Annotated in this window: 11 protein-coding genes; 3 read left to right on the top strand and 8 right to left on the bottom strand. The window is 55.7% G+C overall.

Features of this window, described 5'->3' with window-relative positions:
• Positions 1–24 precede the first annotated feature (24 nt).
• Genes ACI512_RS07550 through ACI512_RS07560 form a run of 3 tightly spaced genes read left to right on the top strand, consistent with a single transcriptional unit; the run spans position 25 to position 5917 of the window.
• On the top strand, positions 25–1281 hold the full coding sequence (locus ACI512_RS07550) for a TolC family protein (RefSeq protein ID WP_008437421.1): 1257 nt from the start codon (positions 25–27) through the stop codon (positions 1279–1281).
• The gene (locus tag ACI512_RS07555) at positions 1278–2762 is read left to right on the top strand and encodes an efflux RND transporter periplasmic adaptor subunit (RefSeq protein ID WP_008437420.1); all 1485 of its coding nucleotides are present in this window, start codon (positions 1278–1280) and stop codon (positions 2760–2762) included. Before ACI512_RS07550 ends, ACI512_RS07555 begins: the two co-directional genes overlap by 4 nt.
• On the top strand, positions 2759–5917 hold the full coding sequence (locus ACI512_RS07560; protein WP_405121728.1) for an efflux RND transporter permease subunit: 3159 nt from the start codon (positions 2759–2761) through the stop codon (positions 5915–5917). The genes ACI512_RS07555 and ACI512_RS07560 overlap by 4 nt, the downstream gene beginning before the upstream one ends.
• 105 nt (positions 5918–6022) lie before the next feature.
• Here the strand turns inward: ACI512_RS07560 and ACI512_RS07565 are convergent, their stop codons facing one another.
• Genes ACI512_RS07565 through ACI512_RS07600 form a run of 8 tightly spaced genes read right to left on the bottom strand, consistent with a single transcriptional unit; the run spans position 6023 to position 13777 of the window.
• Positions 6023–6706, bottom strand: a complete 684-nt coding sequence (locus ACI512_RS07565; protein WP_008437415.1) for a DsbA family protein — start codon at positions 6704–6706, stop codon at positions 6023–6025.
• Positions 6703–6999, bottom strand: a complete 297-nt coding sequence (locus tag ACI512_RS07570) for a hypothetical protein (protein WP_008437414.1) — start codon at positions 6997–6999, stop codon at positions 6703–6705. Before ACI512_RS07570 ends, ACI512_RS07565 begins: the two co-directional genes overlap by 4 nt.
• Positions 6996–9959 (bottom strand): conjugative transfer ATPase, encoded by a 2964-nt coding sequence (locus ACI512_RS07575; RefSeq protein WP_024073351.1) that lies wholly within the window; start codon positions 9957–9959, stop codon positions 6996–6998. The genes ACI512_RS07570 and ACI512_RS07575 overlap by 4 nt, the downstream gene beginning before the upstream one ends.
• Positions 9959–10387: a TIGR03751 family conjugal transfer lipoprotein gene (locus ACI512_RS07580; protein ID WP_008437412.1), complete on the bottom strand. Its 429-nt coding sequence runs from the start codon at positions 10385–10387 to the stop codon at positions 9959–9961. The genes ACI512_RS07575 and ACI512_RS07580 overlap by 1 nt, the downstream gene beginning before the upstream one ends.
• Positions 10365–11855, bottom strand: coding sequence for a TIGR03752 family integrating conjugative element protein (locus tag ACI512_RS07585; RefSeq protein ID WP_024073352.1), 1491 nt, complete (start codon positions 11853–11855; stop codon positions 10365–10367). Before ACI512_RS07585 ends, ACI512_RS07580 begins: the two co-directional genes overlap by 23 nt.
• A complete protein-coding gene (locus tag ACI512_RS07590; RefSeq protein WP_008437410.1) occupies positions 11845–12747 on the bottom strand; it encodes a TIGR03749 family integrating conjugative element protein in 903 nt (300 codons plus the stop codon). Before ACI512_RS07590 ends, ACI512_RS07585 begins: the two co-directional genes overlap by 11 nt.
• Positions 12747–13400 carry a PFL_4703 family integrating conjugative element protein gene (locus ACI512_RS07595; protein ID WP_020302977.1) on the bottom strand — a complete coding sequence of 218 codons (654 nt, stop codon included), beginning with the start codon at positions 13398–13400 and terminating at the stop codon, positions 12747–12749. The genes ACI512_RS07590 and ACI512_RS07595 overlap by 1 nt, the downstream gene beginning before the upstream one ends.
• Positions 13397–13777, bottom strand: a complete 381-nt coding sequence (locus ACI512_RS07600; RefSeq protein ID WP_008437403.1) for a TIGR03750 family conjugal transfer protein — start codon at positions 13775–13777, stop codon at positions 13397–13399. The genes ACI512_RS07595 and ACI512_RS07600 overlap by 4 nt, the downstream gene beginning before the upstream one ends.
• Positions 13778–13787: the final 10 nt, after the last annotated feature.

Below are 13787 nucleotides of genomic sequence, written 5' to 3' on the forward strand. Positions count from 1 at the left end.
TGGATCATCACAGGAATCGTGAACATGAACTCCAAGTGCTGTTGCACAGGTTGGTCCTTCCTGGCCGGCCTGGCGGCAAGCGTACTTGCATTGCCGAGCTTCGCTAGCGCATTGACATTCGATGAAGCGCTGCGTCTGGCCGAAAACAATGCACCATCGTTGACCGCACAAGACGCCAAAATTCAAGCAGCCACTAGCGCGGCCATTCCCGCCGGCGAACTACCCGATCCCAAGCTACTGCTGGGCGTGCAGAACTACCCCATTGGTGGACCCGACAGATGGAGCATCGACCAGGACTTCATGACCATGCAAGTGGTCGGGATTAGGCAGGAGATGCCCAACAGCGACAAGCGCAAAGCACGTATCGAGGTCGCGGATGCGGCTGTTGATCGAGCGTCAGCCGAGCGTCGAGTGGCGCGTCTGAACGTCCGACAGTCCACGGCATTAGCCTGGATCAGAAGCTACTCGGTTGAGCGTAAAGATGCGTTGTTCCAGGACTTCTACAAAGAAAACCGTCTTCTGACCGATACCGTCAGAGCTCAGATTGCGGGTGGCCGAGCCCAACCCGCCGATGCGGTGACACCTAAACAGGAAGCTGCTCAACTGGCTGAGCAGCAGGATGATTTAGTTCGTCAACGTGCACAGGCCCGGGCCGCCCTCAAGCGCTGGATTGGCCCTGCCGCCGATGACAAACCGGTAGGCGGTTTGCCTGATTGGCCTATTGAGACCTCAGGTTACTCCCATAAGCTGCAACATCACCCCGAATTAGCGGCTTTTGTGCCGATGACCCGTGAAGCACAAGCCAAGATCCGTGAAGCTGAGGCGGAAAAGCAGTCTGACTGGAGCTGGGAATTCGATTATCAGCACCGAGGCCAACAATTCGGTGACATGGTCAGCGTGCAGTTTTCATGGGATCTCCCGCTGTTCCCTAACTCTCGGCAAAACCCCAAGATTGCGGCCAAGCACGCCGAACTAAACCAGCTTGAGGCTGAGCGCGAAGCCCTGTCACGCGAGCATACCCAGCAACTGGAGGATGAGTTGGCTGACTACGAGCGCCTCAATCGTGCAGTCAGCCGTAATCAGGAAAGCTTGTTGCCGTTGGCTAAAGAAAAGGTCGAACTCACGATGGCCAGCTACCGCTCCGGCAAGGGTGATTTGAACTCGGTTGTTGCCGCCCGACGCGAACTCATCGAAGCCCGTCTCAAGCAGGTTGACGTTGAAGAGCAACGTGCCCTGACCAGCGCTCGCCTGTATTTCTCTTACGGGGAGTCCGCTCAATGATTTTTAAATTATGGAAAGGGACTTTAATCATCGGCATCTCGATTGCCTTGGGTGTTGCCGGGGGTTACTGGTTAGCCCAACCGCGAATGAGCGGAGTAGCTGGTGTCGTACCGGATCATGAACCCAAAGCCTCTGCCGATCGAAAAGTTCTGTATTGGTATGATCCCATGTACCCACAACAGAAATTCGATAAACCGGGTAAGTCACCCTTCATGGACATGCAGATGATCCCTCAATACGCAGATACCAAGGGGGACAGCGCTGCCATTCGAATTGATCCAAGCCTGACTCAGAACCTTGGTGTGCGACTGGCTAGTGTCAGTCGAGGCGTATTTGCCTCGACACTGAACGTGGTAGGTGTGCTGGCCTTCAACGAACGGGACGTTGCAGTCATTCAGGCCCGTACAGCGGGTTTTGTCGAGCGTGTGTATGCCCACGCACCTGGTGATGTGCTGAAAGCGAATGCCGCCTTGGCAGATATCTTGGTGCCGGAGTGGGCAGCTGCTCAGGAGGAATTTCTCGCCCTCAAGCGTAGTGGCGATGCTGGCTTGCTGACAGCGGCCCGGCAGCGACTGCGGCTAACCGGAATGCCACTTACGTTAATTGCTCAAGTTGAGCGCACTGGCAAAGTTCAATCGAACCTGACGCTGACCAGCCCTATTGGTGGTGTGCTTCAAGAGCTGAGTGTGCGTGAAGGTATGACGGTGGCCGCAGGCGAGACGTTGGCTCGTGTTAATGGTTTGAGCAGTGTCTGGCTGGCCGTGGCTGTACCAGAGGCGGAAGCTGGGTCAATCGTAGTAGGGCAAGCAGCTGAAGCGCGTTTATCCGCATTCCCTGGAGTTGTGCTCAAGGGCGTCGTCAGTGCGATTCTTCCGGAAACCAGTTCGGACAGTCGCACACTTCGCGTTCGAGTTGAGTTACCCAATCCAGATGGCCGACTCAGACCAGGTTTGACCGCACAGGTAAGCCTCAATCGTTCAACGGAGCAAAGTGTTCTGTGGGTGCCGAGCGAGGCCGTCATTCGTACCGGTCGACGTGCGTTGGTCATGCTCTCTGAAGACGCTGGTCGATATCGCCCGGTGGAGGTGCAGCTAGGCCAGGATAACGATGGCAAGACGGCGATATTGAAAGGCTTGGAAGAGGGGCAGAAAGTGGTGACCTCTGGCCAGTTCCTGCTCGACTCGGAGGCCAGTCTCAAGGGCGTTGTCGCAAGCTCATTGGACGTTTCGCCATCTACTATGCCCGTTGGCGCTTTGCATGAGGCCGATGGTCAGATCGTTGAGATCAACGACAAAGAAGTCACGCTCGCCCACGGTCCCTTCAAGACATTGGGTATGCCAGGCATGACGATGACTTTCCCTCTCGCCACTCCTGCTCTGATGAAGGGCCTAAAAACGGGCGACAAGGTTCGGATCGCTGTTAGCCAGACGGACGATGGTCTGCGTGTTGAACGTCTGGAACGCTCTGGGGGCCAGCCATGATTGCGGCCCTTATTCGCTGGTCGGTGGCCAACCGCTTTCTTGTGTTGCTGGCGACGCTGTTCGTCACGGCATGGGGGATCTGGGCGGTTCAAAGTACGCCCATCGATGCATTGCCAGACCTGTCGGATGTTCAGGTAATTATCCGTACACCTTACCCAGGCCAAGCCCCACAGATCGTCGAAAACCAGGTGACCTATCCACTGGCAACCACCATGCTCTCGGTACCTGGGGCCAAGACTGTGCGCGGTTACTCCTTCTTTGGCGACAGCTTCGTTTATGTGCTGTTCGAAGACGGAACTGACTTGTACTGGGCCCGCTCGCGGGTGTTGGAATACCTGAGCCAGATACAAAGCCGCCTACCAGCCAGTGCTAAGCCAGCCTTAGGACCTGATGCCACTGGCGTTGGCTGGATTTTCCAGTACGCGTTGGTTGATCGCAGCGGTGGGCACGATCTGGCGCAACTGCGAGCCCTACAGGACTGGTTTCTCAAATTCGAGCTCAAGACGCTGCCGAACGTTGCGGAAGTTGCCACCGTAGGTGGCATGGTCAAACAGTATCAGGTCCAGCTCGATCCGCTAAAGTTGGCGAACTTGGGTATCACGCAGTCTGAGGTGACCGAGGCGATCGGCAAAGCCAATCAGGAAACCGGTGGAGCCGTGCTGGAAATGGCGGAGACAGAGTTCATCGTACGAGCTTCCGGCTACCTAAAGACGCTCAATGACTTTCGCGCCATCCCGCTCAAACTGGGCGCGGGCAGTGTGCCGGTCACGTTGGGCGATGTTGCCACGATTCAGTTAGGGCCTGAGATGCGTCGAGGCATTACCGAACTCGACGGTGAAGGTGAGACCGTCGGCGGCGTGGTGATTCTGCGCAGCGGGAAGAATGCTCGTGAAACCATTGCGGCGGTCAAAACCAAACTCGACGAGCTGAAAAGCAGTCTGCCGGCGGGGGTTGAAATCGTCACCACCTACGACCGCAGCAAGTTGATTGATCGTGCCGTGGAAAACCTCAGCCACAAGCTGATCGAAGAGTTCATCGTCGTCGCGTTGGTCTGCGGAATCTTTCTCTGGCACCTGCGTTCATCTCTGGTGGCAATCATTTCCCTGCCGGTTGGGGTGCTGATCGCCTTCATCGTGATGCGCTATCAGGGTATCAACGCCAACATCATGTCCCTTGGCGGGATTGCCATCGCCATCGGCGCTATGGTCGACGCTGCCGTGGTGATGATTGAAAATGCCCACAAGAAGGTCGAGGCTTGGCACGTGGCCAATCCTGGGGAGGAACTGAAAGGTGAACGTCATTGGCACGTGATGACTGAAGCGGCTGCCGAGGTAGGACCTGCATTGTTCTTCTGTCTGCTGATCATCACCCTGTCGTTCATTCCGGTGTTCACGCTGGAGGCTCAGGAAGGACGTCTATTCGGTCCATTGGCGTTCACCAAAACCTACGCTATGGCCGCAGCGGCTGGACTGTCGGTAACTCTCGTACCGGTGTTGATGGGGTATTGGATTCGTGGACGAATTCCCAATGAGCAGCAGAATCCGCTAAATCGCTGGTTGATCCGGATCTACGAACCCGCTCTGGACGCCGTATTACATCGACCTAAAATAACGCTGCTGGTTGCGTTGCTAGTCTTTGTCAGCGCGTTGTGGCCGATCTCTCGTCTGGGTGGTGAGTTTCTTCCCCCGCTGGACGAAGGGGACCTGCTCTATATGCCATCAGCTCTGCCTGGATTATCGGCGCAGAAGGCCGCGCAACTGCTTCAACAGACTGACCGTCTGATAAAGACAGTTCCAGAGGTCGAACACGTTTTCGGCAAAGCCGGCCGCGCTGAAACCGCGACTGACCCAGCACCTTTGGAAATGTTCGAAACCACCATCCAATTCAAACCACACGAACAGTGGCGCCCAGGCATGACCCAGGAAAAGCTCGTTGAGGAGCTAGACCAAGCGGTGCGTGTCCCAGGATTGACCAACATCTGGATACCGCCGATTCGTAACCGCATCGACATGCTGGCCACTGGCATAAAAAGCCCTATTGGTGTGAAGGTTGCCGGTACCAACCTGACGGAGATCGATGCCGTCACCCAAGCCATCGAACGTGTTGCCAAGGATGTCTCAGGTGTGAGTTCAGCGTTGGCCGAACGACTGACCGGTGGCCGCTATATTGATGTGGATATCGATCGTAAAGCTGCGGCCCGCTATGGGTTAAATATTGCCGATGTGCAATCGATCGTGGCCGGCGCAATCGGCGGTGAAAACGTCGGGGAGACGATTGAAGGGTTGGCTCGTTTCCCAATTAACGTACGTTACCCTCGTGAGTGGCGGGATTCACTCGGCGCTCTGGAGCAGTTACCTATCTATACCCCTCTAGGCAGCCAGATCACTCTTGGCACCGTTGCGAAGATCAAGGTCAGCGATGGTCCGCCGATGCTTAAGAGTGAGAACGCCCGACCTTCAGGCTGGGTGTATATCGACGTGCGGGGACGGGATATTGTTTCGGTAGTCGCCGATCTACGACGGGTCGTCAGCGAGCAGGTTAAGTTGCAGCCTGGTATGAGCCTGAGCTACGCAGGACAGTTCGAATTTCTCGAAAGGGCCAACGCACGACTCAAGCTGGTGGTGCCTGCCACGCTGTTGATCATCTTCGTGCTGCTTTATTTAACCTTTGCTCGCTTCGATGAGGCCTTGCTGATCATGGCCACTCTGCCATTCGCACTGACTGGTGGGGTATGGTTTCTCTATCTATTGGGATTCAACCTGTCGGTCGCCACTGGTGTCGGCTTTATCGCTTTGGCCGGTGTTTCTGCCGAATTTGGCGTAATTATGCTGCTTTATCTGAAGAACGCCTGGGCTGAGCGTGAAGACCTCGGCGATAGGACCGAGCACGGGCTGATGGCCGCGATTCGTGAAGGCGCTGTCCAGCGCGTTCGGCCCAAAGCCATGACTGTGGCTGTCATCATTGCTGGCTTGTTACCCATTTTGCTGGGCAGCGGGACCGGCAGCGAGGTGATGAGCCGAATTGCGGCACCCATGGTTGGAGGCATGATTACCGCGCCCTTGCTGTCGCTGTTTGTCATTCCGGCAGCCTATCGACTGATGCGTCGCCGGCACCTCTCAGTTGAGCCCATCAATCCTCAAGAAAAAGTCGTATGAAACTGACCCTGATTGCAGTTGCAAACACCGTATTTGCGCTGTCTCTTTCGGCCCACGCGTAGGACATGCCGGGCATGAAAATGTATGAATGGAATGCAAGCTCATTTAATGACAATGGCTAAGTGATTTAACGTTCGACTTTTGCAGAGCGTCGCAGCTCTTTTTTTGAGCCAGCCAATCACGAGCTGATAATAACAATACCCCGTCAGCTGGTCCCTCAAGCTTTACGGAGCTGCCAGTCGTGTTGTCTTTAATTATCACAGTAGGAGTTGCCGTAATGCCCGCTTTGAGGGCCTCCTCGACCTGTTGGCCAACATGCCGGGCGATCACTTTGTCGGTAGCTGCACAGGACAATAAGTCCTGGTAAGTAACATCAACGACGTTCAGATGCCCATTGAAACCCTCACCGTTGCTACGGGTCCGGTCAAAAATCTGGTCAATGGCTTGCCAGAAGGCAGGTGCGCCACCAAGCGCCCCCGCACATTCAGCGAGCTTGGCTTCGTGTAATGCGGTCGGACCGTGCACATCCAGTGGCAGATGATGCCACTGCAGGTTTACATCCTTCTGCTGCTGTATCCAGGTTTTCAACGCAGGTGTGTACGTCTTGCAGTAGGGGCACTCCAGATCCGCGAACTCAGTCACAGTCCAGCGTGCTTTGGAAGGACCAAACAACCACGGGCCTGTGTTGTGCGGGGATGGTATCTCACTTCGAGTGAGGGCTAAGCAGGCCATCGATGTGCCTGCCAAAACGCACCCCAGCATCAACCAATATTTGCGAAGGCCTATCATGCCCGAGCCTCTGCTGGCTTCGATGAAAGCAGCGCTTGTTTACGAAGGGCCTCAAGAAGAGCGTTCTCAGCATTCTCGGGTTGTGGGTGCTGTAGCAGCCAATTGGCTAACACCGCGTGAAGTTGGGACTCGATGTCACGACGATCCACCGCACGAACCAAAACCTGTTGCAGTTGCTCTATCAAAACGGGGGCACACACCTCAAGGGTTTGAAGGGCGTCTTCACCCGGTTGTTCAAGCAGCTGGGTCAGACTTTCTATAAGGTTCTGGGTCAGGGAATTCAATGCTCTCATGCTTGGCGCTCCAAGGCCGTGACTTGCTCGGGGAAAGTAATGATGTGAGGTTCGATACCGCGATAGCGGTCAAGCGTTGCAGCAACTTCAATGGCCGCATCCAGCTCGCTGCAGCCTTTGGCTTGCATGATGTCGAAGCGTTGCTTTTTCTCTTCCGGCTCGGTCATGGCCAGGGCCAGATACAAACTCGGTGGTACCGCCCGGAATAACATTTCCATGCTTTTGGACAACACGACGCCCTCGGTGAATTTGCCGCTTTCTTTACGCGCTGACAGCATCATCGACTTCTGTGCAGGAGTCAGTTCACGAAACCGCGCGATCTTCTCCACCTCATCAGGCGGCATGTTTAAGCACATCCACCACTCGATCATGTTGAGCAGGGCTGAGGCCTCTGGCGGCACGTCGTCAACGTTCTGGGTGGCCATCCAGAACCAGGCGCCGAGCTTTCGCCACATTTTGGTAATCTTGACGGAGTAGGGGGATAGGAGTGGGACCTTCAACTGGATGTGGCCTTCGTCGGTGAAGCAGATCAGCGGACGGCCTTTAAACTGGTCACGCTCGGCAATGTTGTTGACCGTGTTGAGCAGGGAAATATAAGCGATGGCCATCTGTGCGCTATAGCCTTCTCGCGCATAGGTGGCAAGGTCGACAATGGTAATGTCCGCTTCTGGCCATGGGGTGCCAGGACGGTTGAACATGTCGCCTTCGGTGCCCATACAGAACATGGACAAGGCTTCCGCCATCTCCAAGAATCGTGAGCTTCGGGCGTCTGGAATACCGGGCTCGAGTCCCATTTCTCGCAGCGCTTCACGGATATCTTCCGGCAGAACGATACGTTGCTCCGTCACGCATTTTTTCGCTGCATTCAGTATGCATTGGCGGATGGCGCTACGGTCGGCACGAGTAAGACGGGCATCCTCTTTTTCTTCACCACCGGTGATCATCAGCCTGGCCGCAATTTCCATCTCGCCCAGGATGTCGCGTTGTTCATCCTCGGTCTGGCTAGTCAGATGTTCGTCCGACGCCTCAAGATCATCAGCTTGGATAATCTTCACGTTTTGGCTGGGTTCGATGAGCTTCACGGCATCAGCGAATGGCGCGAGGCTGACACCCGATCCAGGTGCAAGTCGAACCCGGTTTACCGTCAAACCCAACTTTTTGGCGAAATCACCGAGTAAGCCGAAGCTGTTGCCAGCCTCCACAATGAATAGACGTGGCCGATAGATGGCGATGATTTGGCTAAGGATGTTTGTCGCGCTGGCCGATTTACCTGAACCCGTAGGCCCGAAAATGAACAAATGCGCGTTCATCTGCCGGTCCAGCTTGTTCAGCGGGTCGAAGGTTATCGGCGCTCCCCCACGGTTAAACAGGGTAATACCCGGGTGCCCGGTTCCGGTCGACCTACCCCAGACGGGGGCCAGGTTCGCAATGTGTTGGGCGAACATCAGTTGTGCGTACCACTCCAGTGCTTTGCGCGCATTGGGGTCGAAGTTGCCGGGTAGCCATCTAAGGTAGGAGTTCAGCGGTGCCACTTCATCCCGAGGTTCCACCGGCTCCATGCCCGCACCCAGCAATGCGCTGCTGAGTTGCAAACTGCGTTCGTGCAGCTGGGCATCATCTTTACCCCGCAGGTAAAACGCTACGCTACCTCTGTACAGCTTGTGCTTGCGCCCGAGCAACTGACGGGCGGTGGCGACGTCTTCGCGTGTCAGGATCGAGGCCTGAGTGTCTCCAACTGCCTTGCGTGAAAGCTGTTCCAGATGCCCTTCGAGAATGTCCTGCGGGGTGATCACGAGAGTGATACAGAGAATGGTGTCCTCTGGCATTTTGTCGAACAGTGCGTTGAGCGCATCACCGCCCTTTCGGGTTTCACCGGTTAAGTGCCCGGTCTTGGGAGCATCCCTCAAGCGGTCAAGCATCACCACCTGATGGGGAAGGCCGTCGAAATACCACAGACCTTTCTCTATATCTGACAGTGGTTCGCGATAAAACAGGTTTTGCGAGAAGTCAGTGCCGCTGGCGAGCGGCAGCTCGCCCTCTGCAGCACCAGGTGCTTGCTTGCACACCAATTCGTAGAAGCGGCGAATATCTGCATCGGCAGGGCCAAGATGATCGGGACGTGGATTGAACCAATGAATCAGCCAATGGCGAATGGCGTGGCCATCCATGCGATGGGTTTTAATGCCGGCGTTCGCCAAGCCGCCCACCAAGCGATCGCAGATGATTTTCAGGTAAGGACCTGGTGCCTGGCCTCGCACATCCGCTTGCGCGCCTTGGGTACGGCGGTAGACAACAACACGGACGCGGCGCTGTTGGCCCCTCCAGGGCAGTTGGCTGACCTTGGTGTCTTCAAACAGCCCGCCTGGTTTGGAGATGGATTCCAGGTGTTGCTTCATCAGCTTCAAATAAAGCTCGGTGAATGCACTGCCTTGTGCGCGTGGTTGAACGTAGTCATGCAGTTGCTGAAGGTAATCGTCCCAGCTGGTTTCGTCCTGGGCATAGAGCTGAACCACCCAGGGTGAGGTTTCAAGCTCGTCGAAGGAGTCCTGGAGGGCGTTTTCCAGGGCGTCGCGGGCCTTGCGTAACCATTCGGGATCCCGACCTTCAGTACCAATCGGTGTCAGCTCAAAAAAGGCAGCACGAGACACGCCGTCTTCCAATAGCATGGCTTTTTCTGCAGGCAGGTAATCTACCCACGGCAGTAGGTCTACGAAGGAGGGGTTGACGTGGTATAGACGGTCAGCATCAGCGGTTGTGGCTGGCTTTTTCTTTGGGTTACGCCAATCGCTCGGCGAGGGAATACCCATGGCAGCAAGGCGTTCGTAGTAACGCTCTGTAGCAGCCTCAAACGTCTCGGTTGCTGGTCCCTGCACATCGTCAGATAACGGCGAACCTGGTGTTACGCCAGGTTCCACACGCTCTGTCGCCCGTCGCGTTTTGAATCGTTCAAAAAAACCCATCAATATGCCTCCGTGCGTTCGCCAGGCATGGCGTATTGCACCCGCTGATACAGCGGAAACACCGTGGTGTAGCCTGGGATCGGTGCCGGGTCTGAACCCGCTAAATGAGGAAAGACGTACATCACCAGGTCGGGATTGGGTAGGCGTTTAAATTGGCTGTAGATCTCGTTTTGTGCGGTACGTGTGAACATGGTGTTGTCTGTTTCCCTCGTCTCCAGAGGCCGACGAAGATCTTGGCGTGCATCGAGCAATTGGCGGCTGCTCGAGCTGCTTGAGCCGCTGGAGCCTTGATCCCAAACGTCCATCATTGTGCGGTCCCCATGGGGGAGCAATTCGTCTTTGTTGGTGGAACAGGCCGAGGCGAGTAGGGCGATGGCCAGGTATGCACCTAGTTTTAAGCCATGATTAGTCAAGCGCAGTCGAAACATGACGGGCTCCTGAGCGATAGTTGACCTTGCGGCCATTGAGTTCGTAATCGATGGTCAGTTGCTGGTCCAGGTGCACAGCTATCTTTGCCCCGGGTTGTACATACACCGCTGCGAAGGCTTGCCCGTAGAGTTTGTTGACCCAGCTGGAGACGTCATTGACGCCCTGGCCAATAATTTTGCCCATGGCTTCACTGCCCGAGCCGCCGACAGAACCGATGGTCCCGGACTGAGGGTTTATAAAAGAGCCGCTGTTTCCATCTGACTTGATGAGGGAGGCAGCACCTGCGCCGGCGGCGGTAATCAGTACCTGCGAGCCAATGTATTGCGAGGCGTTGCTTTTGCGGTCGCCACTGATACAAGGAATGCCATAGGCATCGCTTATCCAGCCCAGGCCACCCTGAATGGTGGTTTGGTTGCCATTGTTCTGATTGTTACTATTTTGACTGCTATTCGTTTCTTCCTGAGGTTGTGGCAGCGTGCGCACAGTGCCGTCATTGAAGACGAACGTCAGGCTTTTGATCTGACCGCGTACGCAAGACAGGGTCCAATCGCCGGAAGCCGTTCCGCTGGCCACCGCGCCGGCGACGTCGGGCAAGTCGATGCCGTTGGCCGTGAGATTGTCCGGCCCGATCAATACCTTGAACGGGTAGGGGTCGTTGACAGTGCCGTCAATGGGCACCCGGCCGATCAGCGCGGACATGGCCACCGAACCCATCAATGTCGAGTTCTGCGGCAAGGTGTAGACCTTGCGCACCTGTTTGCGGGCCTCCTGTGGCGAGATTTCATTCGCAACACTTTGAGCGCCCGTGCGCAGTGCATTTTGTCCTCGGTCCACGGACTCGCCAAAAGAGGTCGGGAAGTTGAAGCCGCTTGCCGTTTGATTTGTCCCTGCAGCGATGGGCTTGCCGTTGACATCGACCGGCGTTGCGTCCTGCGGCTCTATCCAAACAACGTCCGCGCCAGGTCCGCCTTTGAAGCCTTGACCGTCACCTGGCTGAACGCCGAAGCCGATCGGCAAATCAGATCCAGACTCATTGCCACTGCCCGATTTGCTGCTCAGGGTATTGTACTGCTGCTGCAGTGTGTCCAAGAGGGTTTGGCTCTGTTGTTGCGCCTCCTGCTTCATCGTTTGCTGAACGTTCTGCAGTTTGTTATCGACGTTGAGGTCGATGTTCTGCAGGCGTTTTTGCAGCTCGATGTTCTGTTGCTTTAGTTCGTCATTGTTCTTCAAAGCATTGGAGACTTGGTCCTTGAGTTGTCTGCTTTCCACGACAATGGTGCGCAATGTGTCGCTGGGTGTATCTCCGTCAACCCCAAGCTTTTTAGCCTCCTTCGTACTAAGTACAACCGTTTCCGGCGCATGAACCTGTTGGTCGGCACTTTCGCGATTGAATAATTTGACCACTACGTATATCGCCAGGATCGCGAACGGTATGACCAGGTATTTAACAAGTGGATTACTCTTCACGACGGCCTCCCTTCGGATCGATCTGGCTGATGGCGGCCGGCAATAACGATTCGGCTAGACCATGACCACGGGTCACCAAGTAGACCGTCGAGGTGTCGCTGGAATCACCTTTGGCGCCAAGGTAGGGATGCTGAAAAGTCGCGGTGACAAAGTCACCCATCAGGTCACGCGGATCCAATGTGAGGTTTTGGGCGCTTGTGTTACGTAGCTTCACCGCCGTGACCCAATACTCGTCTAACCGCCACGACCCCAACGCAGAGGCTTCGACCGGCAATATCGGCATTAGGGTGGTGAGGTCCAAACCGCGCTTCAGATTGATCTGAGCAATCCCCTCCACGGGCTCAACGGTGCGTAGGGGCGCGTAAAGCATCTGTGCGGCATAGCGCGTCATGACCACCGGAAGAGGGGTCTCACGACGCGGTTTCGGCGCGTCCTCATCCTCCTCGGCTTGAGCGCTGGCTTGGGCCGTGGAAGAAGTTGAATGGTTGCTTGTAGGTTTGGCGTTGACTTGGCCGTAACGCGGGGCGGGACTGTCCCCGGCTACAATTTTAGCCGGCTCGGATGCGACCTGATTTGGTTTCCCTACCGTTGCGATGATATCCACGAGCATGATCTCACCGGAGTTCATGTTCTGCAGCTGTAAGCGAGTCGGTTCAATCGGCTCTTTCGCCAACAGGTAGAGGGCACCACCGGTGCTCTGCACGCGCAGTTTGTCGACGAGGTTACGAGGCAGACCCACCCGTACGTTTTGGTCCACAAAGACAATACGCTCCTGACCCACGATCAAGGGCAGTGCTATAGGGATACGATCCCAGCGCAGGATTTCGACGGCGTTGGCCAACCCGCAGAAGTGAAGGGCTACGAGCCCGATGATCAGTAGGCGGCGTGTCATCATTTGCCTCCTGCTCTGGTCGTTTCTGCGGAGACTTCGATGCGTTGTGGATTACTGCTATAACAGTCCCAGGCCAAGCCGAATGGGTTTTTTTCGGGATCGACGTCGAATCGGATAATTCTTAACGGATAGCGAGCAAATGCCCGCTTTACGCGCTCCCCGCCGTAGTGCTCGTCAGCGGTGATGTCCAGGTTGACGGTCCAGTCATTGATGCTGTGCTGTTCAATATGTTGCTCAGACTTATCGTCGATGCCTCTGCCTGGAATTTCAAATACACCCCGCTCACGTTTGCGCAGTTCCCCGCTATTGCGGCGTAGCTCGAAATCTTTCTGCAAGTAGGCTTTGCAGCTGGGAGTCAGGTAGCTTTCCAAGCGGGTAATGTTGTCCTCGTAGTCGGTTTCACCGTCAACGGGCCAACGGTTCATCTGCTGAAAAATGTACAGACCGAAGGCGTATACCGACTCCGGTGGAATATCCCACCACTTACGGGTGCTACCTGAACGTAGATCTGGAGGTACATGAACAGTTAGGTCACGCGGTGCGCTCTGCCAGCCATAAGCCATGTACAGACCCAGGGCAATGAGAAAACCAATGACCATGCGCAGGCTGTTAATGTGGGCCAGTTGGGCGTCTACTTTTTTACGGTAAGTCATTGAACCTCCGTTCGATGACAGGTCCACGCACCTGTACGAGTAATCAGCAGGGCTTTATTCCAGGTAGGAAAGAACCGCGCGATGTTCAATTGCATCTGGCGGTATAGCCATGTATCAGGTCGGCCGCGTTTCCACCGACGCAAGAAACGACTGGCAAGAAACAGCCCTAGGACAGCACAGAGCATGGCGGCGCCGATGATAAGTGCCCAAATCTGGGTCAATATCGCGGCCGGAATACCGATAACCAGCCCTGCGCCGGTGCTCAACGCCAAGGTGGCCCACATTTCGTCAGCGGTAAGGCCGCCCATGATGACTGGCTGATTGTTCAATCGCACAGGGAGGAAAATCAGGGTCCCATCGTCTGAGAGTTCTGTCATGGCCACGGCT

The sequence above is a fragment of the Pseudomonas petroselini genome (assembly GCF_045037875.1).
GTDB lineage: Bacteria > Pseudomonadota > Gammaproteobacteria > Pseudomonadales > Pseudomonadaceae > Aquipseudomonas > Aquipseudomonas petroselini.